Annotated in this window: 18 protein-coding genes and 1 tRNA gene; 7 read left to right on the top strand and 12 right to left on the bottom strand. The window is 46.7% G+C overall.

Translation table 11 applies throughout. The features are described from left to right. Together ACVA54_RS15695 and frdA are read right to left on the bottom strand one after the other, a co-directional pair. Nucleotides 1-759: a succinate dehydrogenase/fumarate reductase iron-sulfur subunit gene (locus ACVA54_RS15695; protein ID WP_099080065.1), complete on the bottom strand. Its 759-nt coding sequence runs from the start codon at nt 757-759 to the stop codon at nt 1-3. Continuing rightward, nucleotides 759-2,579 (bottom strand): fumarate reductase (quinol) flavoprotein subunit, encoded by a 1,821-nt coding sequence (frdA, locus tag ACVA54_RS15690; protein WP_099080064.1) that lies wholly within the window; start codon nt 2,577-2,579, stop codon nt 759-761. The genes ACVA54_RS15695 and frdA overlap by 1 nt, the downstream gene beginning before the upstream one ends. 450 nt (nt 2,580-3,029) lie before the next feature. Between frdA and epmA the strand changes: the two genes are divergently transcribed. From epmA to ACVA54_RS15670, 4 genes are all read left to right on the top strand, one after another. Further along, nucleotides 3,030-4,001, top strand: a complete 972-nt coding sequence (gene epmA, locus ACVA54_RS15685; RefSeq protein WP_099080063.1) for an elongation factor P--(R)-beta-lysine ligase — start codon at nt 3,030-3,032, stop codon at nt 3,999-4,001. Between the two features lie 8 nt (nt 4,002-4,009). Further along, nucleotides 4,010-4,384 carry a VanZ family protein gene (locus tag ACVA54_RS15680; protein ID WP_099080062.1) on the top strand — a complete coding sequence of 125 codons (375 nt, stop codon included), beginning with the start codon at nt 4,010-4,012 and terminating at the stop codon, nt 4,382-4,384. A 21-nt stretch (nt 4,385-4,405) separates the two neighbouring features. Then, nucleotides 4,406-5,041, top strand: coding sequence for a TetR/AcrR family transcriptional regulator (locus ACVA54_RS15675; RefSeq protein WP_099080061.1), 636 nt, complete (start codon nt 4,406-4,408; stop codon nt 5,039-5,041). A 177-nt stretch (nt 5,042-5,218) separates the two neighbouring features. Further along, nucleotides 5,219-6,175, top strand: a complete 957-nt coding sequence (locus ACVA54_RS15670; RefSeq protein ID WP_099080060.1) for an acetyltransferase — start codon at nt 5,219-5,221, stop codon at nt 6,173-6,175. 102 nt (nt 6,176-6,277) lie between these two features. On the opposite strand, the gene ACVA54_RS15665 is transcribed toward ACVA54_RS15670, so the two are convergent. The 5 genes from ACVA54_RS15665 to ACVA54_RS15645 all read right to left on the bottom strand — a co-directional run bounded on the left by ACVA54_RS15665 (nt 6,278) and on the right by ACVA54_RS15645 (nt 10,695). Beyond that, the gene (locus tag ACVA54_RS15665) at nt 6,278-7,426 is read right to left on the bottom strand and encodes a murein hydrolase activator EnvC family protein (RefSeq protein WP_446581450.1); all 1,149 of its coding nucleotides are present in this window, start codon (nt 7,424-7,426) and stop codon (nt 6,278-6,280) included. Between the two features lie 26 nt (nt 7,427-7,452). After that, complete coding sequence (gene cysE, locus ACVA54_RS15660) at nt 7,453-8,274, bottom strand: serine O-acetyltransferase (RefSeq protein WP_446581452.1); 822 nt, start codon at nt 8,272-8,274, stop codon at nt 7,453-7,455. A gap of 78 nt (nt 8,275-8,352) precedes the next feature. Further along, entirely contained in the window at nt 8,353-9,390 is a 1,038-nt protein-coding gene (gene gpsA / locus ACVA54_RS15655) for an NAD(P)H-dependent glycerol-3-phosphate dehydrogenase (protein WP_099080058.1), read from the bottom strand. Between the two features lie 198 nt (nt 9,391-9,588). Beyond that, entirely contained in the window at nt 9,589-10,059 is a 471-nt protein-coding gene (gene secB / locus ACVA54_RS15650) for a protein-export chaperone SecB (RefSeq protein WP_099080057.1), read from the bottom strand. Nucleotides 10,060-10,260: 201 nt separating this feature from the next. Further along, the gene (locus ACVA54_RS15645) at nt 10,261-10,695 is read right to left on the bottom strand and encodes a rhodanese-like domain-containing protein (RefSeq protein ID WP_099080056.1); all 435 of its coding nucleotides are present in this window, start codon (nt 10,693-10,695) and stop codon (nt 10,261-10,263) included. 488 nt (nt 10,696-11,183) lie between these two features. Between ACVA54_RS15645 and gpmM the strand changes: the two genes are divergently transcribed. Further along, nucleotides 11,184-12,716 carry a 2,3-bisphosphoglycerate-independent phosphoglycerate mutase gene (gene gpmM / locus ACVA54_RS15640; protein ID WP_119464543.1) on the top strand — a complete coding sequence of 511 codons (1,533 nt, stop codon included), beginning with the start codon at nt 11,184-11,186 and terminating at the stop codon, nt 12,714-12,716. 91 nt (nt 12,717-12,807) lie between these two features. Here gpmM and ACVA54_RS15635 read toward each other — a convergent pair whose 3' ends face one another. From ACVA54_RS15635 to rsgA, 5 genes are all read right to left on the bottom strand, one after another. Beyond that, nucleotides 12,808-13,695, bottom strand: coding sequence for a DMT family transporter (locus ACVA54_RS15635; protein WP_119464542.1), 888 nt, complete (start codon nt 13,693-13,695; stop codon nt 12,808-12,810). Nucleotides 13,696-13,817: 122 nt separating this feature from the next. Next, nucleotides 13,818-15,698 (bottom strand): methyl-accepting chemotaxis protein, encoded by a 1,881-nt coding sequence (locus ACVA54_RS15630; RefSeq protein WP_446649735.1) that lies wholly within the window; start codon nt 15,696-15,698, stop codon nt 13,818-13,820. Between the two features lie 277 nt (nt 15,699-15,975). After that, nucleotides 15,976-17,391 carry an SLC13 family permease gene (locus ACVA54_RS15625; protein ID WP_099080053.1) on the bottom strand — a complete coding sequence of 472 codons (1,416 nt, stop codon included), beginning with the start codon at nt 17,389-17,391 and terminating at the stop codon, nt 15,976-15,978. Nucleotides 17,392-17,566: 175 nt separating this feature from the next. Further along, a complete protein-coding gene (gene asd, locus ACVA54_RS15620) occupies nt 17,567-18,424 on the bottom strand; it encodes an archaetidylserine decarboxylase (RefSeq protein ID WP_099080052.1) in 858 nt (285 codons plus the stop codon). A gap of 116 nt (nt 18,425-18,540) precedes the next feature. Then, nucleotides 18,541-19,605, bottom strand: coding sequence for a small ribosomal subunit biogenesis GTPase RsgA (gene rsgA / locus ACVA54_RS15615; protein ID WP_099080051.1), 1,065 nt, complete (start codon nt 19,603-19,605; stop codon nt 18,541-18,543). Nucleotides 19,606-19,734: 129 nt separating this feature from the next. Between rsgA and orn the strand changes: the two genes are divergently transcribed. Next, complete coding sequence (gene orn, locus ACVA54_RS15610; RefSeq protein ID WP_099080050.1) at nt 19,735-20,280, top strand: oligoribonuclease; 546 nt, start codon at nt 19,735-19,737, stop codon at nt 20,278-20,280. A gap of 156 nt (nt 20,281-20,436) precedes the next feature. Further along, nucleotides 20,437-20,512: transfer RNA gene (locus ACVA54_RS15605), tRNA-Gly, on the top strand.

Genomic DNA, 20,512 nt, shown 5'->3' with positions numbered 1-20,512 from the left:
TTATGCCTCCACTTTTTTCGGTGAACCATCAGGTTTCAACATCGCAATCACGAAGTCCATAGAAGACTCCACTTTGCCTTGGTTTACTGCCGCTGCAGGATCCACGTTCTTCGGACAAACTTCAGAACAGTAACCTACAAACGTACAACCCCAAGCGCCGTTTTCACCGTTGATCAGCTTCATACGCTCATCTTTACCGTTGTCACGGCTGTCTAGGTTGTAACGGTGTGCCAGAGTCAGTGCTGCAGGGCCGATGAACTCTGGGTTCAAGCCGAACTGAGGACATGCCGCGTAGCACAGACCACAGTTGATACAGCCAGCAAACTGCTTATACTTCGCCATTTGCTCAGGCGTTTGCAAGTTCGTGCCGTCTTCTGGTTTGCGGTCGTTACCAATGATGTATGGTTTTATGGCTTCTAGGCGCTCGATGAATGGCGTCATGTCGACAATCAAATCTTTCTCGATTGGGAAGTTCGCAAGTGGCTCGATAGTCACGCCATTTGGGTAGTCACGTAGGAAGCTCTTACAAGCAAGCTTAGGTACGTTGTTTACCATGATGCCGCAAGAACCACAGATCGCCATACGACAAGACCAACGGTAAGACAGGTTTTTATCTAAGTGGTCTTTGATGTAGCCAAGCGCATCAAGCACAGACAGGGTTTCATCAAATGGCACTTCGTAGGTTTGAGTGTATGGTTCTGCGTCTTTTTCTGGGTCGTAACGCAGAACGTTCACTTTTTGAATGCGGTTTGCTGACATTATGCTTGCTCCTCTGCGTTCTTCGCTTCTGCTTCAGCGGCTTTTTCAGCTGCTGCCGCTTTCTCTGCCGCTTCACCGTATAGACGTGCTTTTGGTTGAGACTTAGTGATCTTCACGCCGCTGTAGTCGATAGTTGGTGCTGCGTCTGCTCGGAAGAAAGCAAGCGAGTGCTTCAAGAAGTTCTCATCGTCACGCTCTGTGCAACCGTCATCTAGACGCTGGTGTGCTCCGCGAGATTCTTTACGTAGGATTGCAGAGTGGACCATCGCTTCAGCAACCTCTAGGCCGTAGCCTACTTCAATTGCGTATAGAAGGTCAGTGTTGAATACTTTGCCTTTATCTTTGATGCTGATTTTCTTGTAACGCTCTTTCAGCTCGGTGATTTTCTCGATGGTTGCTTGCATCAAATCTTCTTGACGGTAGATACCACAGCCCGCTTCCATGGTGTGACCCATTTCAGTGCGGATATCCGCCCAGTTTTCATCGCCATCTTGGTTCATCAGTGCTTCGATGCGAGCTTCAACCGCTTTCACTTGAACCGTGATTGACTCTTCGTTCCAGCCTTTGAATTCCGCTGCGCGTTTCACCGCTTGTTCACCAGCAACGCGGCCAAATACCACGAATTCAGCCAGTGAGTTAGAACCTAGACGGTTTGCTCCGTGAAGACCAACAGACGCACATTCACCAACCGCGAACAGACCTTTGATGCGAGTTTCACATTCGCCGTTCGTTTCAATACCACCCATGGTGTAGTGAACCGTTGGACGAATTGGAATTGGCTCTTTTGCAGGATCAACGTTCACGTAAGCTTTCGCTAGCTCGCAGATGAACGGTAGACGCTCTTGTAGGTACTCTTCACCGAGGTGGCGAAGATCTAGATGCACCACGTCACCAAGAGGGTGTTTGATGGTGTTGCCTTTCTGTTGCTCGTGCCAGAAAGCTTGAGAAACTTTGTCACGTGGACCCAGTTCCATGTATTTGTTTTTCGGCTCGCCCACTGGAGTCTCTGGGCCCATACCGTAATCTTGCAGGTAACGGTAGCCATTTTTGTTGACGATGATACCGCCTTCACCACGACAACCTTCGGTCATTAGAATACCTGTGCCTGGAAGACCGGTTGGGTGGTACTGAACGAATTCCATATCACGTAGAGGAACGCCGTGACGGTAAGCCATTGCCATGCCGTCGCCCGTTACGATGCCACCGTTGGTGTTACAGTGGTAAACGCGTCCGGCGCCACCTGTTGCTAGCACGACAGATTTCGCCTTGATGGTAACCAATTCACCTTCAGACATGTGGATGGCAATCAGACCTTGGGCTTCACCTTCATCAACAAGCAAGTCGACAACAAAGTATTCATCGAAACGTTTGATGTTGTCGTACTTCATCGACGTCTGGAATAGTGTGTGAAGCATGTGGAAGCCAGTTTTATCTGCAGCGAACCAAGTACGTTCAACCTTCATACCACCAAAGCGGCGTACGTTGACTTCACCGTTCTCTTTACGACTCCATGGGCAACCCCATTGCTCCATCTGGATCATTTCGCGAGTCGCGTTCTCTACAAAGTATTCAACAACGTCCTGTTCACATAGCCAGTCACCACCACCAACCGTATCGTTGAAGTGGTTGTCTAAGCTATCTTCATCCTTGATAACTGCGGCTGAACCACCTTCTGCTGCAACCGTGTGGGAGCGCATTGGGTAAACTTTAGAAATAAGTGCTACTTCTAAGTCTGGGTTTGCTTCAGCTGCTGCAATAGCAGTACGAAGACCAGCGCCGCCTGCGCCGATGACTGCGATATCTGTGGTGATAATTTGCACAGTTATCCTCCAGTGTGTGATTGCGGAAATCCGCTTGTTATTGTGAGTGAGAGGGGGCCTGATTTGGGCTATCCCTCAAAAGTATTATGGTTAGTGTAGGGGAGGCCTTTGGCAGAAAAATTGATGTATTTGGTTTTTTTCTCCGGTAATGCACATGAGAGCATAGAAATTTAAGGTTATGTGACTGCTATCACGACCTGAATCCCATGGTATATAAAGGTCAATCTCACCAATGTTACCTGACTGTTGCGTAACATAACCCTCGTTGATAATAGGATTACTAACGGTGTTTTTTTGCGCTGTAATACGAATAACTCTGGCTTCAGAATAAATTGCCTGTTATTTGGTTTTTTCAGGGATGAGAACAAGCGTAATCCCTCTTCTCTGGACTAGGAAAAACATGCAAAAATTGCTACTTTCCTCTATTCCCCAATATTTAAGAATCTTGTAATGCAAACGACCTGGCAACCTACCGCTTCTATAGAGCAACTCCGTCAACGTGCGGCGTTGATTATGGCTATTCGTCAATTTTTTGCCGAGCGAGAGGTGATGGAAGTCGACACGCCAGCCATGAGCCATGCGACCGTGACCGACATTCATTTGCATACCTTTCAGACCGAGTTTGTTGGGCCCGGCTATGCGGATGGTAGTAAACTGTTCTTTATGACCAGTCCAGAGTTCCATATGAAGCGTTTGCTCGCAGCGGGCAGTGGCTGTATCTACCAAATCAACAAAGCTTTTCGTAACGAAGAGAATGGCCGTTACCATAACCCTGAGTTCACCATGCTAGAGTGGTACCGCATTGGTTTTGACCACCATAAATTGATGGACGAGATAAACGATCTTCTGCAACGGGTACTGAAGTGTGGCGCAGCAGAGCGCATGACTTACCAACAAGCCTTTATTGATGTACTGGGTGTGTGCCCATTAGAAGGCTCGATGCAAGAGCTAAAAGCGGTTGCAGCTAAGCTGGGGCTGAGTGACATTGCAGAACCTGAAGAAGATCGCGATACTTTGTTGCAACTGCTGTTTAGTATTGGTGTCGAAGCTAAGATTGGTCAACAAGTGCCGGCTTTTGTTTATGACTTCCCGGCATCACAGGCGGCGCTGGCAAAAATCAATCTACAAGATCATCGTGTTGCCGATCGTTTTGAGGTCTACTTTAAAGGGATTGAGTTGGCGAATGGCTTTCATGAATTGGATAACCCAAAAGAGCAACTGGCGCGTTTTGAACAAGACAATGCCAAACGTCTTGAAATGGGGTTAAAACCACAGCCGATCGATTACCACCTGATTGGTGCATTAGAAGCGGGATTACCCGATTGTGCCGGTGTGGCGCTTGGTGTGGATCGTCTGATTATGCTTGCTCTCGGGTGTGACCATATTGACCAAGTCACCGCTTTTCCATTCCCAATCGCATAGGAACTACCATGAACCTGGCCGCAGCCCGTATTATTCTATTGAGTTTTGGCTCATTGATCGCTTACTTGTCCTTGAGCTCTGGCGATTTGCAAGATTGGGGCAATATTGCTTACTTAGATAAGGTGCAGCATGCCATGGCCTACAGTGGTTTTGCTTTCTTAGGCTGTTTTTGTGTATCACAGTGGCGTCTGCGTTGGGCCATTGCGATGGGCATATTACTATTTAGCGGTGTGATTGAAATCCTACAGGGGTATGTAGGCAGACAACCCTCTTGGTATGACTTAATTGCTAACGCCAGCGGCATTCTCACTGGTCTGCTATGTTACCGTATTGGGAGCCTCTATCGACCTAGATTGGTGAAGTCGCTATACTCGATTCGATAATCAAGAGGGAATACGATAACAATGAAAACGCGTGACAAGATCGTCTATGCGGCACTGGAGTTGTTCAATCAACACGGTGAGCGCAACATCACCACTAACCATATTGCTGATTATATTGAAATCAGCCCTGGCAATTTGTATTACCATTTCCGCAATAAGCAAGAAATTGTACGAGAGATCTTTGGGCTATACTCTGCAGAGTTGTTAGAGAGATTCACGCCAATTCAGGGCTCGCAGGAGAGTCTGGCCATGCTGAAAAGTTACCTCGACTCGATCTTCACTTTGATGTGGAAATACCGCTTTTTCTACGCGAATTTGCCAGAAATCCTATCGCGAGATGATAGGCTCCATGATCAATACATTGATGTTCAAGAAAAACTGCAAGCGAATTTGATTGCGATTATGCAAGAGTTTGTATCACTGAACTTGCTGAATGTCGATCAACAACAGCTAAAGTCATTGGTATGCTCGCTGCATTTGATTGCTTGCAGTTGGTTGGCTTACCAATCGGCGATGTCACCAAAGACTGAAATTACCGAGCAAATGGTGAAGCAAGGCATGCTACAAATGCTAAATGTTGTGAAACCAGTAGCCACAGAGCAAGGCATGGAGCAGTTACTGCTGCTTGAAGAAGCGCTAAGTACTCTCCATTGTTAATGCGTCTTCCCTCCTTGTTGAACGTAAAAAAGAGCCCGGACTTGCTCTCGATATTTTGAGCGCTGTTCTCATTTCTGAGTCCCCCTTGAGTTGACTTGCAGCGCACACTACGAACAATGATGTCTATTCAGCGTCATCAGTTTGGGCGTGACTTTTCGATAAAGGATCTATCGCACAATGAATTACGACATTTTTAATGGTGATGCGGACGGTATTATTGCTCTCCTACAATGGCGTTTCGCCGACCCTCTTGATGCGGTGTTGATCACTGGCGTAAAGCGCGATATCAAGCTGTTGGAAAAGGTTGAAGTGAAAGTAGGCGATGAGTTGGTGGTGTTGGACATTTCAATGGAAAAGAACATGGTAGGTTTAGAGCAAGCTTTGGCTCAAGGCGTGCATGTGTTTTACGCTGATCATCATAAAGCGGGTGAGATTCCTCAACACGGTAATTTAGACGCGCACATCGACCTTGATGCCAACATGTGTACCGCTTTGATTGTCGATCAGTTGCTGGAAGGGCGTTTCCACACTTGGGCGATCACTGCTGCTTATGGCGATAACTTGATTGCTAAAGCAGATGCGCTGGCAGATAAAGCGGGACTCAGTGAAGAGCAAAAAGCGCAGTTAAAAGAACTTGGTACATTGATTAACTACAACGGCTACGGTGCTAAAGTCGATGACCTTCATTTCCACCCCGCTGATTTGTACCAAGCGTTAAAGCAATACGTTTCACCATTCGATGCGATTGCAGATAAAGCCTCACCTTACTACCAATTGCAATCGGCTTATCAGCAAGACATGGATGCGACACTAGCCGTTCCTGCAACTCATGAAAGTGCTAAGCTCAAGCTGTTTGAACTGCCAAACAATGCGGCATCACGCCGAATCAGTGGTGTTTATGGCAACTGGCTTGCAAACCAAAATCCAGACTCTGCGCATGCGGTGTTAACTGAAAATGCCGATGGCACTTACACGGTTTCTCTTCGTGCCCCGCTGAATAACAAGCAAGGCGCAGTGGCTGTGTGCGGGCAATTCCCAACTGGTGGCGGTCGAGAAGCCGCCGCGGGCATCAATGCGTTAAGCAAAGACAATGTGAGCGCCTTTATTGATGCGGTCGAGGCCTACTACGCATAACATTTTCCAGAATATGAATACGACAAAGGAGCCGAATGGCTCCTTTGTTTTTTTGTTATGTTATGTAATGGCGCTGCTTAGAGCTGCAATTATAAACGGCAGCTATAAACGCTTTAACCAAGACTTTGGGTTTTGCGCTTCGCTGTTACGGCGAATCTCGAAGTAGAGTGAGGCGCGGTCTTGACCACCGGTATCCCCCGCTAGGGCAATAACTTCACCTGCGGTTACCTTATCGCCTTCTTTCTTGGTCAAGGCTTGGTTGTAGCCGTAAAGTGTCATGTCGCCTTTACCGTGGTCGATCAGTACTACTAAGCCATAGCCACGTAAGTATTCGGCAAATACCACGGTGCCCGGGTAAACCGCTTTAACTTGTTGGCCGTAGCTGGCGGACAATACCATACCTTTCCAGTTAACTTGACCGGTTTGTTTGGTGCCGAAGTTATGCAGCACGTGGCCTTTCAGTGGCCATGGCAGTTTGCCGCGTTGTTTCGCGATACCGTCCATAGGTACAGCATTACGTTTCGCGGCTTTGGCAATCTCAGCTTTTAGACGGGTTTCGTTGCGTTGTAATTCGGCTAGGTAACGCTTGTCATCTTTGATGCTCTTTTGAATCTTGTTCAGCGTCCCTTTACGTTGCGACTGTGTACTTGCCAAAGATGAACGCTTTTCCGATTGCTGTTTGAGCAAGGTTTCAATTTGTGCTTTTTCGAGCTCAAGTTGATTCTTGTTGTGCGCCAACTCTTGGGTAGTTTGGGTGATCGCTTCGATCACTTTTGCACGCGATTTAGCAAGGTGCTGGAAGTATTGGCTGATGCGGTCTTCCTCTACGCCTTCATTAAGAAGGTGTCCATTGGCCTTGGCTCGCTCGGTCACATAGTAGGTTTGCAGCAACTGCTTCAGCTCTTCTTCTTGCGTCTGACGCTGAGCTTCTTGCAGAGCAATCTTCTCTTCCAACTTATTGATGTATTGATCCGCTTGCGCCAAGTCAGTTTTGGTCTGCTTGATCTCGTGCTCTAATTTAGAGATACCGAGTTCTTGGTTTTTCAGCGATTTTTGCAGATCGTTAAGTTGTTTTTCTTGAGAAGTCAGCGATTTTTTCTGGCGATTGATTTCGCTAGATACGCCTTTGAGCTCTTGCTGACTGGCAGCCGAAGAGGTGAGGGGATATGTGGCAGATAAAGCACAAGTTAATAACATAGCCGAGCGTAGCACTGGGTGATTTTGTTTTCGCACTTGAGGGTTACCTACCACATTATTGCCAAAGGATCAGATGACGATTAAATACCATCCCCGTGGATAAAGCTTTGCGATTTGCCATTAAAGCCTTGATCCATATCGAGAGAAGGTTTGTCCGTTTTCGGACGACCAACGACTTTTGCAGGCACACCAGCCACGGTTGTGTGCGGCGGCACTGCTTGCAATACCACGGAGCAAGAGCCAATTTTTGCGCCTTCGCCTACTTCGATGTTGCCAAGAATCTTTGCTCCTGCGCCGATCATTACGCCTTCACGAATTTTCGGGTGGCGGTCTCCGCATTCTTTACCGGTACCACCAAGTGTGACATCTTGCAGAATCGATACGTCGTTTTCGACAACGGCCGTTTCACCAATCACGATGCCGGTCGCATGATCTAGCATGATACCACTACCAATATGCGCTGCAGGGTGAATATCGACCTGACATGCAACAGAAATCTGGTTTTGTAGGTAAGTCGCAAGCGCGTGACGGCCTTGCTTCCACAACCAGTTAGCCACTCGGTAGCCTTGCAAGGCATGGTAGCCCTTTAGGTACAATAACGGCATTGAGCACATTGACACCGCTGGGTCGCGATTAACCGTGGCACAAATGTCACAAGCGGCACTGTCCGTAATTGTTGGATCAGCGGCAAAGGCTTCCTCAACGACTTCACGCACTGCCATTGCGGGCATGGATGCAGTGTTCAATTTGTTGGCCAGAATGTAGCTCAGTGCAGCGCACAAACTTTCATGCTTGATGATGGTCGCATGATAAAAGCTCGCCAGCATCGGCTCCTGCTCTGACATCTCACGGGCTTCTGAAACAATTTTGTCCCAGACTTTTTGTTTTTCGCAGTGCTTCATTCTCAATATCCTGAGTGGTTCTTTCGTGACCCGACAACTTCTATTCTTCTCAGATGAGGTGCAAAGGCGTGTAGCGTGCTACTTTCCTTCGGCTTTTTTGTCACGAGCAAGTAAATCTTGCGCTGCCAGGCGTGCATCCTTTCCTTGATACAGAACTTGATATATTTGGTCAACAATTGGCATCTCAACGCCCATGCGCTGGGATAGCATCCAAACTTCCTTAGTGTTGCGGTAGCCTTCAACCACCTGACCGATTTCTTCTTGTGCTTTATCGACGTCTTTGCCTTGGCCTAACGCTAAACCGAAGCGGCGGTTACGAGATTGGTTATCAGTACAGGTTAGAACAAGATCACCCAAGCCAGCCATGCCCATAAAGGTTTCAGGTTGTGCACCAAGTGCGGCACCAAGGCGGCTCATTTCTGCCAGACCTCGAGTAATCAGTGCCGTACGTGCGTTGGCACCAAAGCCGATGCCATCTGACATGCCAGCGCCAATCGCGATAACGTTTTTCACCGCACCACCAAGTTGCATGCCGATGAAGTCATTATTGGCATAGACGCGGAAGGTTTTGCTGCAGTGAATCTTTTCTTGCAGATCAGCAACAAAATCCGCATCTGGAGAAGCTACCGAGATAGCCGTTGGCATGCCCATCGCCAGCTCTTTTGCAAACGTTGGGCCTGATAGTACAGCAAGCGAATAGCTTTCACCGATAATGTCGAACGCCACTTCTTTTAGCAGGCGACCCGTTTCAGGCTCAAGGCCTTTGGTTGCCCAACAGATACGAGAGTCTTCGCGCAAGAAAGGTTTGCAGCTATTTAAAACGATGCCAAAGACATGGCTCGGAACGACAACTAACAAGTCACGGCTTGCTTGAACGGCCTTTTCTAAATCCGATTCAATAATCAAGCTCTCTGGGAAATCGATTCCAGGTAGGAATTCATAGTTAGCACGGTCTGCTTCAAGGCGTGCCATGTGCTCTGGCTCATGGCCCCAAAGGATGATGTTCGCGCCGTTGCGAGCAAGGGAAATTGCTAAAGAAGTACCGTATGATCCCGCACCAATCACCGTCATTGCGATGTCTTTACCGTAAGCATTGTTGGTATTTGCTTGTGTCATGCTACCGCCTAATTATCTTTCTACTAGTAGAATCTAGTTCATAATCGCCAGATTTTACGATCTCTAGGGGCTAGGAACTAGGATCTTTCAGAAATAAAAAATGCACATTGCATCGCTAGTTGGACGCTTTGTGCATTTTCTTCAGGTATAGGACGTGAACTCATTCATTTGGAGTGCACGTCACTTACAAAGCGTGAATTACGCTTCAGCTTTAGCTTCACCTTGTTGAGCTTGCTGTTGTAGGTAGTTCATGAATAGCGCATCGAAGTTTACTGGCGCTAGGTTCAGTTGAGGGAACGTTCCTTTAACCACTAGGCTTGAGATGGTCTCACGAGCGTATGGGAATAGGATGTTAGGGCAGAATGCGCCTAGGCAGTGTGCCAGTTGACCCGCTTCCATTTTCTCAGCAGTGAAGATACCACCTTGTTGAACTTCACATAGGAATGCGGTGTCTTCTTCGTTCTTAACAGTAACCGTTAGACGTAAAATTACTTCGTAAACGCCTTCACCAAGCTCACGGCTTTGAGTGTCTAGGTCTAGTTTAACGTCTGGGTTCCACTCTTTTTGGAAGATTACTGGAGAGTTAGGCGCTTCGAAAGAAACGTCTTTTAGGAAGATGCGTTGAATTGCAAAGTTCTGTTGTGCGTCTTGTGGTGCTGCTTCAGCCATTTTTAAAATCCTTAATAAATATTTGTTGGGCCTAGAGCTATCTAAACCCAGAAAACTGGTTTGTCCTGAGACTAACTGAGCAAATCTTTATTGACTAGATGAAGTGCGTATTACGTGCAAAGCGTCACACCTTGGCGCTTCAACTGCTTTCTATTTGCTCAGTTTATATCAACGAGGCTGGCAAATTGTTTTACCGCAACCTTATTTCTTACCACGTACTAGAGGTAGGTTCGCTTCGTTCCATGCAATCAAACCATTTTTCAGTAGGTTTACGTTTTCGAAGCCTGCTTTCGCTAGTAGGTTTGCACTTTCTTGAGCGGTTTGCCCCGTTTTGCATACCACAATGATTGGGTCTGATTTACGATTTTCAAGGCTACCAACGTTACCTGCTTTGATGTCTGACGGCAAAATGTGAAGTGCGTCGGTGATATGACCTTGTTTGAACTCATCTTTAGAGCGGATATCCACTACAACGCCGTTTTCACGGTTGATAAGGTGGGTCAATTGGTTCACGTTGATTTCTTTGTATGCTGACGTCGCCGATTTCACGATGTTCATGATGAATGCGACAAGAAGACCTACCCAAACCAAAGATAGAATCATGTTTTGTTGGAAAAATTCAATGTACTCTTGCATGTCTTGAGCTCTTACACTGTTGGCGGAAAAATAAAGCAGGAGTATAGCGGGGTTAATCGTCTTAGGCGAGAGGGTTAAAATTTTCTAACGAATAATTGAGATCTACGCGCTTCTAGTGGAACTCGCTCTAGCTTACTATTTATGCTAGTTTATTATCACTTCCTCCTATCGATTTAATCGGCGTAAATGACTTCACTTCTGGTCGAAAAAGCGCACTATTGGGTCACAAGAAAACGTTTTTCACCAAAGTATTTCGGTGGCCGCACAAAACGTCTTGAAAGTGACTATGCTTGTGGAACACGTTTGCTGACCAAGTCGGGTTACTTGCTAACTTGTAAGATAGCAACAATAAATCGCAAACATTATTTGATCTTAACCTACAGTTTTGGTTAAGAAGTGTAGTAAAATTACGCTAGTTTTGTTTCAAGGTTAGATAGAGCAGCGAAGCTCTACACCGAAAGTTACTTAAATTTGATGAGGTCATCACTATGTCTGCTAAGAAGCCACTGGCTCTAGTTATCCTTGACGGTTACGGTTACCGTGAAGACACAGCAAGTAACGCAATTGCCAATGCTAAAACACCAGTAATGGATGCACTGATTGCGAACAATCCACACACTCTAATCTCTGCGTCAGGTATGGACGTTGGTCTGCCTGATGGCCAAATGGGTAACTCAGAAGTTGGTCACACCAACATCGGTGCAGGTCGTGTTGTATACCAAGATCTAACTCGTATCACTAAGTCTATCTCTGACGGTGAGTTCGCTGAGACAGCTGCGCTAGTTGAAGCCATCGACTCTGCTGTAAAAACTGAGAAAGCAGTACACATCATGGGTCTTATGTCTCCAGGTGGTGTTCACTCTCACGAAGATCACATCTACGCAGCAGTTGAAATGGCTGCCGCTCGTGGCGCTGAGAAAATCTACCTACACTGCTTCCTAGACGGTCGTGACACACCACCACGTAGTGCAGAAAATTCACTACAACGTTTCCAAGACCTATTTGCGAAACTAGGTAAAGGTCGCGTTGCTTCTCTAGTGGGCCGTTACTACGCAATGGATCGTGACAACAACTGGGATCGCGTTCAAGTGGCTTACGATCTTCTAACTCAAGCGAAAGCTGAGTTCACTTTCGATACGGCAGTTGCGGGTCTAGAAGCGGCTTACGCTCGCGGTGAAAATGACGAGTTCGTTAAAGCAACGGCAATCAAAGTCGAAGGTCAAGAAGACGCAATCATGCAAGATGGCGATGCAGTTATCTTCATGAACTACCGTGCTGACCGTGCACGTCAAATCACACGTGCATTCGTACCTGCATTTGACGGCTTCGAGCGCGCTGTATTCCCAGCAATCAACTTCGTGATGCTGACTCAATACGCGGCTGACATCCCTCTAGCTATTGCATTCCCACCAACGTCTCTAGAAAACACGTACGGTGAGTGGCTATCTAAGCAAGGTCAAACTCAGCTACGTATCTCTGAAACAGAGAAATACGCGCACGTAACGTTCTTCTTCAACGGTGGTATTGAGAACGAATTCGAAGGTGAAGAGCGTCAACTTGTTGCTTCTCCAAAAGTAGCAACTTACGACATGCAGCCAGAAATGAGCTCTCCAGAGCTAACAGAGAAGATGGTTGCGGCTATCAAGTCTGGTAAGTTCGATACTATCATCTGTAACTACCCGAACGCAGATATGGTTGGTCACACTGGCGTTTACGAAGCGGCTGAGCAAGCTATCGAAGCACTAGACGAAAGCGTTGGTAAAGTGGTTGAAGCGATCAAAGAAGTTGGCGGTCAACTACTGATTACGGCGGACCACGGTAACGCAGAAATGATGATCGACCCTGAAACTGGCGGCATCCACACTGCTCACACTAACCTACCAGTACCTCTAATCTACGTAGGTGACAAAGCGGTTGAGTTCAAAGAAGGCGGTAAACTGTCTGACCTTGCTCCAACCATGCTTTCTCTCGCGGGTCTAGACATCCCGGCAGAAATGTCTGGTGAAGTGCTAGTTAAGTAATTAACTGAGCATTCAGAATGATAAAAGCCCGAGTTTGACTCGGGCTTTTTTGTCTCTGTGATTTTGTTTTTTGATGGTTTGTGTTGGGATGCTATTGAACCAAGATGCCAGTACCAATAACTGCCAAGACGGCACCTAACCAAGCAAATCGATTTGGGCGTTTCTTGGTATAAACCCACAGCAGCGGCAGCAACATGATAGGCGTTGTTGAAGAAAGCAGGGCCACCATGCCCACATTACCCTCACGCAGCGCGTACAGAATCAACGTCATACCAATCGCCATGGCCAGAAAGCCGTTTAATGCTGTAATGGCAAAGACTTTCCATGTGATGGTTTGCGTTGCGCGCGCTATTTTTGCGCCAATTAACCAGAGTGCACAGTGTGCGATGAAAGCACTCAACATACGAATAGTAGAGGCGGCTACAGGGTCGACACTGGTTTGCATGACAGGTTTGGCGATGATGCCACCTAGCGCCTGACACATGGCGGCGGTTAAACCCAGCCCGATGCCGATCCAAACATTACCTTTGATTGCTTCCAGCGCATTGCTGGCTTGCCCGCGTCGACCGTAGAAAATCGCCATCACTACACCGCTGAAGACTAAGGCTGCACCAATCAGCTCCATGGCTGTCATGCTTTCGCTAAACAGGAAGTAACCTAAGATGGCAGAGAACACTGCATGGCAAGAGAACAGTAAGCCGGCTTGGCGCGGTCCCATGCGATTCAAACAAGCGAAAAGCGCCGTATCGCCAATAAAAATACCAATCAAACCGGACGTCATCATTGGCGTAATGTGTTCTGCCGAGACACTTAGCCAGCCACCCGTTATCCAAGCCATGCTAGAGAGAATCACCACCGTACAGCCCATACGCCAACGGCTATAAGCAAACGCACCGAGATGCTGAGCAGGAATAACAGAAATTAAGCTAGAGATAGCCCATAGGAAAGCAGCGCACAGCGCCAGCCATTCATAACCCATGATTGCGAGACATCCTTGTAGAGCTGGGAGATACTCTAATATGCATGAATTTACAAAGTTCTAAAAGCGCCTATCAGTCCCAATAAAAAAGCAGCCCGTTGAGCTGCTTTCAGGATATGGCTTTAGACTTTAAAGCGACTGATGTTCTCACGCATGGTGTTAGCGGTATCGTACATCTGACGTGCGCTTTCGCTGCTCTTGAGTGATTGCTCGGCAATGGCGTCAGCATCGTCTTTGATACCTTGTGTATTGCGGCTAATGTCTTCGCTCACTGCACGTTGCTCTTCCGCTGCACTTGCAATTTGCATCGCCATGTCATTGATTTCCGTGATTGTGTTGGTGATGCTCGTTAGACTATCGTGCGCCTGCTGAGCATAATCAACGCTGGTATCTGCCAAACTGGTGCTGCTTTGCATGCTATGCACCGCCAGTTTAGTGTTGTTTTGCAACGTTTCAATCATGGTGCGAATTTCTTCTGTTGAACCATGCGTGCGTTGGCTAAGTTCACGGACTTCATCTGCTACTACGGCAAAACCACGACCTTGCTCACCAGCTCGCGCGGCTTCAATCGCGGCGTTGAGTGCGAGTAAGTTTGTTTGCTCTGCGATACCTTGAATAGTCGACAAGATTTTGTTGATGCTTTGCGTATTGGCTTCGAGTTCAGAAATGACGTTCGCAGCATCACTCACTTGCTCTGCCAGTACCACGATCGCTTCACGGTTCTTCTGAATGACATTCTGTCCTTCAATACATGCCGATGCAGAGTGTTGTGAAGCACTTGCCGTCAGTTCTGCGTGGCTCGCAACTTCTGCCGCTGTAGCTGACATTTCGTGAATTGCTGTCGCAATTTGGTTGACATCATTTTGTTGATGTTCAACGCGCCCAACCGCCGTTGCGGATAACTCGTTTGTTTGGTTTGCTTGCTCTGAAAGCTGCTCGCTGTTTTCTACAATGTCTTTTAGCATGGCTTGCATTTGCGCTAAAAATTGATTCACGTGCGTTGCCAGTTCACCAATTTCATCCATACGTTCAATTTTAATGCGTTGAGTTAAATCCCCCTCACCTTGAGACAGTTCGGAAATAGCTTCAGATAACGTTTGAAGAGGGCTGAGTAAACGCGTGATGGTGTAAGTGCTGATCGTCGCGATAATCAAGTACATCACGATAGAAACCATCGCGGTAAAACTCATTTGTTCGGAAACCGAGGCAAATGCCATTTGTTTGTCTTGCACGATACCTAAAGACCAGTCGGTATTAGGTACTTTTGCAACGTAGATCAACTTATCGCCTTGATTTGGCCATGGAATGGTATCTAGCTTCGCATCATCCGCCAGATCCATCATTGTACTGTGAGTCAATGCAGAGTTGAGGTCTGTCAGTGGTTTTTGGCTCAAATTTTCATCTTTGTACGCAACAAGGTTGTTGTTTCCATCGACGAGAAATGCAAATCCATCGTTATCCATTTTAATATTCAACACTTCATTGATGATATCGGTAACGGTTAGATCGGCAGCCAGTACACCTTGTTTCCCTTGGTTAAAGGCTTTTGCAAAACTCACAACAACACTGCCATCAAAATCTTGATAAGGCTCAGTGATGATCAGGTTAGATTGCGACATCGCATCTTGGTACCAAGGGCGAGTGCGAGGATCATAATTGGATGGCCAAGATTCGCTCTTGTCGCCATAGATGATAGTGCCATCAGAGAACCCCGCATATACCGAGAGGAATTTACCTGCTCGTTTAGTTAATAGCATTTCTCTATCCGCATCGTCAGTGTTTGCGATCCGGTTTTCGCTGGCGAGCATCATGTCGCTGCGAATCGCAAGCCAGTCACTGATGTAATGACCTGTGGAGTAAGAAATGTTTTGAATTTCGCGGTTGAGCGTTGAGGACGTTTCTTCATGCAGTTGACTTATTGACACCCAAGCTTGAACACCACTAACAATGGCGATAATGATCGCAATCGCAATCTGTATTTTTAATTTTATTGTGTTTCTCATTGTCCTATCTTCATAAAACAGACAAGAAGTTTAATGTCACTATCAGTGACTCCAAGTGGTATGAGACGATTCAAGTACGAATACTGACATGAAAGGCTGTAAGTTATATATCGACACTCATTCGATATACTTGAGGTGATTAGTGCCAATAACGCTCAAAAATTTGTTGAATGAATATGGGAGCAGAATCTGGAGAGAATTAGTTTATAGATCAGATGGTAAAGAATTTCGTTGGAGAACCACTGAGGTGCTTGTCCACACCTCAGTGATCCGCCATCTAGAATAGTATGAGAACGGCACCGTAAACAATAAACAAACCAATTAAGCCGATAATTAAGCCGACCTTGGCCATGTCTTTACTTTCGATTAATCCAGTTGAGTAAGCCAGAGAGTTTGGTGGGGTAGAGACTGGTAAGATCATCCCTAGTGATGCGGAGAACGCGACGACAACGAGTAACCCTTGCAAACCTCCAATAGCGACAAGACTAGGCATCGAAGCACCAATGGCTGCTGCGATAGGCATCAATAAGTTCGCGGTTGCGGTATTGGACATAAAGTTCGCCATTAACCAACACACAACCGATAGGGCAACCACGACCGAAAATGGAGAAAGGGACTCGTAATCAATCGCATGAGCAAGGGCTTCCGCTAAACCGGTTTTATCCAGCGCAATACCAATCGCGATACCCCCGGCAACCAGCCATAGCACATCCCAGTTAATGAGCTTGAGTTCTTCTTTGCCCATGATGCCCGTTAGAGTAAAAACCGCGAGCGGAATGATCGCCACCACATACGTGTTCATGCCGTGTACCTTGGTTGTCATCCACAGCAGGATCGTCATCGCGAAGGTGATGTAAACCACAATCGCGCGCCAACTCTTTTCAAATTTACCATTCAAACGAAGTTTCATTTCTGGCTCATTAGAAGGAAAGAACTTTTGCAGCAAGAACCAAGCGATAGTCAACTGTACCATTACGAACGGTAAACCCATCATCATCCAAGATAGGAAGTCGATGCTGTTTTCTTCCGTTAAGTACTGCAGGGCAATTGCGTTAGGCGGCGTACCTATTGGGGTTGCGATCCCCCCCGTATTAGCAGCAATTGGAATACACAATACGAGGGCTTTAATGCCTAAGTCACCTTTTGGTGCTGACGCTACAATAGGGCCAAGGAGCGCCAACATCATGACCGTAGTTGCCGTATTCGACATAAACATGGAGAACACCGCGGTGATCAGCATTAAACCCAACATGATGAACTTTGGCTGAGTACCAAACGGTTTGAGTAGAACGCGGGCGAGATTGTTGTCGAGTTCGTATTTAGAAGCGGCAATCGCAAGAGCAAAGCCGCCCATGAAGAGAATGATGATAGGGGAGGAAAAAGCAGAGAAGATGTCTGTATAAGCAATCAACTCACCTAAATCGTGCCCCGCTGGTGGGTTACGAAATAGGTGTAAACCTTTGTCCGATATCATGATCAATTCAAGTGCGATAATCAGAATCGAAGTAGCGAAAACGGGGACGGGCTCAAGTACCCACAGCAGTGCAGCAAGAAGAAATATAGCCAGAAGACGATGTTGGATTAAGGTGAGATCGTCAATTGGAATCATATCGTTCGGCATCATCAAGACGCCCAGTGGAACTAATAAGCACACCAGTAATTTGCCCAGTGTGCCCGCACTCATCTTCGGCATCGATTGCCCCTTACACAATTCATTTCTGATGTTAGATTAAACGATTGTGTTTTTAGGGACTTAGAGATGGGTATGAGTTTAGATAAGAAAGGCGAAATTTCGAACAGAGTTTTGCTTTTCGTCAATAAAAAAGCCCCCGCGAGTGGAGGCTTTTAAATCAATGTTGGCAGTAAGCTTACTGCTTATGAGCGTAAGGGGTTCCCATCACTGTTGGCTTGCCGTTTTCCATACTCTCATCGAATATGATGGCATCTTTTACGAACAGGTTGATAACCGTTGAGCCAAGCTTGAAGCGGCCCATTTCCTCACCTTTCTTCAAGATAACGGCTTTGTCGCCTTCTGCCGGGTAATCCCATCTGTAGATAGTGTTACCGCGTGGTGGCGTGATAGTACCAGCCCATACTTGCTCTATACTGCCTACGATAGTAGCACCAACCAGTACTTGCGCCATTGGGCCAAATTCGGTATCGAAGATACATACTACGCGCTCGTTACGTGCAAATAAGTTTGGAACGTTTTCTGCCGTTAGCGGGTTAACCGAGAACAGGTCTCCTGGGACGTAAATCATCTGACGTAATGTGCCATCACATGGCATGTGCACGCGGTGGTAATCACGAGGAGATAGGTATAGCGTCGCGAAGGAGCCGTCTTGAAACTCTTCTGCGAGCTTCTTATCACCGCCAAGCAATTCTTGCGCAGAGAAGTGATGACCTTTAGCTTGGATTAGCTGGCCGTCTTCAATTGGGCCAAATTGGCTTACGCAAGCATCTGCAGGGTGAGTGATCACTGCTTCGTCTTCCGAGATTGGACGCACACCGTCTTTTAGTTCACGTACAAAGAACTCATTGAAGGTTCTGAAGTGCTTAGGGTCGGAGTGCTTCGCCTCATCCATGTTCACATTATATTGTTTGATAAACCAGCGAATGATTGCTGTTGTTAGACCGCCAGCCTTGGCTGAAGCTAGTTTGCCCACTAGACGAGTGAGGCCATGCTGTGGGATCCAGTACTGCAGTCCAACTTTAATCTTGTCCATTTTTAATTCCGATACTTCTGTTAGATTCTCGTTTTAGGGCGCGTGATGTTACTTAAATTCTATCTGCTTGTCAGTATTCGGTGACGAATTCTTACACAGTTGCAGCGCTAACACAGTTACAGATCGGCTTTCTTGTTACGAGAGTACTGACGATTTGCTTTATTTTCACTCATGCTTTCTAGAATGCGGTGGTAATTATCAAAGCGTACTTCACTGACTTCACCTTTTTCTACTGCTTCTCGCAATATACAGCCTGGATCATCATTGTGCTTACAGTCTCGGAACTTACAACCTCCCAGATATGGACGGAACTCCACAAAGGCTTTAGTCACTTCTTCCGCTTCTAAGTGCCAAAGACCAAACTCACGAACTCCAGGTGAGTCAATCAAATCGCCACCACTTGGTATATGGTATAGACGTGCCGCAGTGGTCGTGTGCTGACCTAAACCTGAGTTTTCAGAGATTTCACCTTCTTCTACCTCTTGCTCAAGTCCTGGCATGAGTGCGTTTACAAGGCTTGATTTACCGACACCGGACTGACCCACAAAAATGTTGATTCGGCCACGAAGTAGCGCTTCTAGTTCTGCAATACCTTCACCGCTTTGCTTACTAACAAAAAGAACCTTGTAGCCAATGCGTTGGTATTCAGCAAGCCACTCTTCATACATCGCACGATCTTCAGCTTCGAGTAGGTCAATTTTGTTTAGGACCAACAGCGGTGCAATGTTCAGTGTTTCTGATGCGACTAAATAGCGGTCAATGATGTTTAATGACAGCTCAGGTAGAACTGAGGAAACGATGACCATTTGATCTATGTTCGCCGCAACGGGTTTCAAGCCGTCGTAGTAGTCAGGGCGAGTCAGTACAGATGTGCGTGGCTCAACGGCCTCTACCACACCGGAAATACCAGCCATAGATTCAAGACCCTCGCGCCACAGTACGCGGTCTCCCGATACTAGGGACTCGATGCCACGGCGGAGGTTACAGCGTTGAACTTCACCTGTATCAAGGTCTTCAACGTCAGCGTGCTGGCCGAAGCGAGTGATCACTAAGCCCTGCTTGCTCGCGCCTAACATGTTCTCATCCCATTGGATTGAGTCTTCTTGCTTCTTTAAGCGTTTCTGTTGGTTGCTGCGTACGCGTCGCACCTGACCTTTGGTTAACTTTTTCTTTTTTGCCACAATTTTGTACTTAATGTGTGTTAACTCGAACGATTGAGTCCGATCTCGGCTCAAGCTTGTGAGTATCGTGTTTCAAGTATTTTCAGGTATAGTACCTCTTTTATCGATAAACAAATAGGCGGCGTAACCATGTCCTTTAGCGATCAAAACTTAATTTGGGTTGATTTAGAGATGACCGGGCTTGATCCTGAGACGCACAAAATCATCGAAATTGCTTCTATCGTTACTGATAGTGAGCTGAATATTTTGGCTGAAGGTCCAGTACTTGCAATACATCAGCCAGAAGATGAACTGGCAAAAATGGATGAGTGGTGTACGAATACACACACGGCAAGTGGTTTGGTTGAGCGAGTTCGAAATAGTGAAATTTCGGAGCACGATGCGGTAGCACAAACGATCGAATTTCTTGAAAGGTGGGTACCAAAAGGAGTATCCCCAATTTGTGGCAACAGCATCGGCCAAGATCGCCGTTTTTTGTATAAGCATATGCCTGAGTTAGAAGAGTACTTCCACTATCGCTACCTTGATGTAAGTACGCTAAAAGAATTGACTCGTCGTTGGCAACCTGAAGTGCTAAATGGTTTTTCGAAACAAGGCACGCATTTGGCCTTGGATGATATTCGCGAGTCGATTGCGGAACTTAAATACTATCGTGAGACGATTTTTAAGATCTAACTGTTAAGGCTGCGATCCAATTTGTTGTAATACATGGAGCTTTTGCTTGCTTTTTCATCGTTTGATAAAAAAATAAAGATTTTTTGAACGAAGGACTTGCATCACAAAAAAATGCTCTTATAATTCGCAGCCCTGAACAGCGTAAACGTTGTTGATGCGACACTAGCTCAGTTGGTAGAGCGCAACCTTGCCAAGGTTGAGGTCACGAGTTCGAACCTCGTGTGTCGCTCCA

Source organism: Vibrio sp. PNB23_22_6 (genome assembly GCF_052877535.1).
The sequence above is the reverse complement of the archived record's forward strand: the minus strand, read 5'-3'. Positions and strand labels throughout refer to the sequence as shown.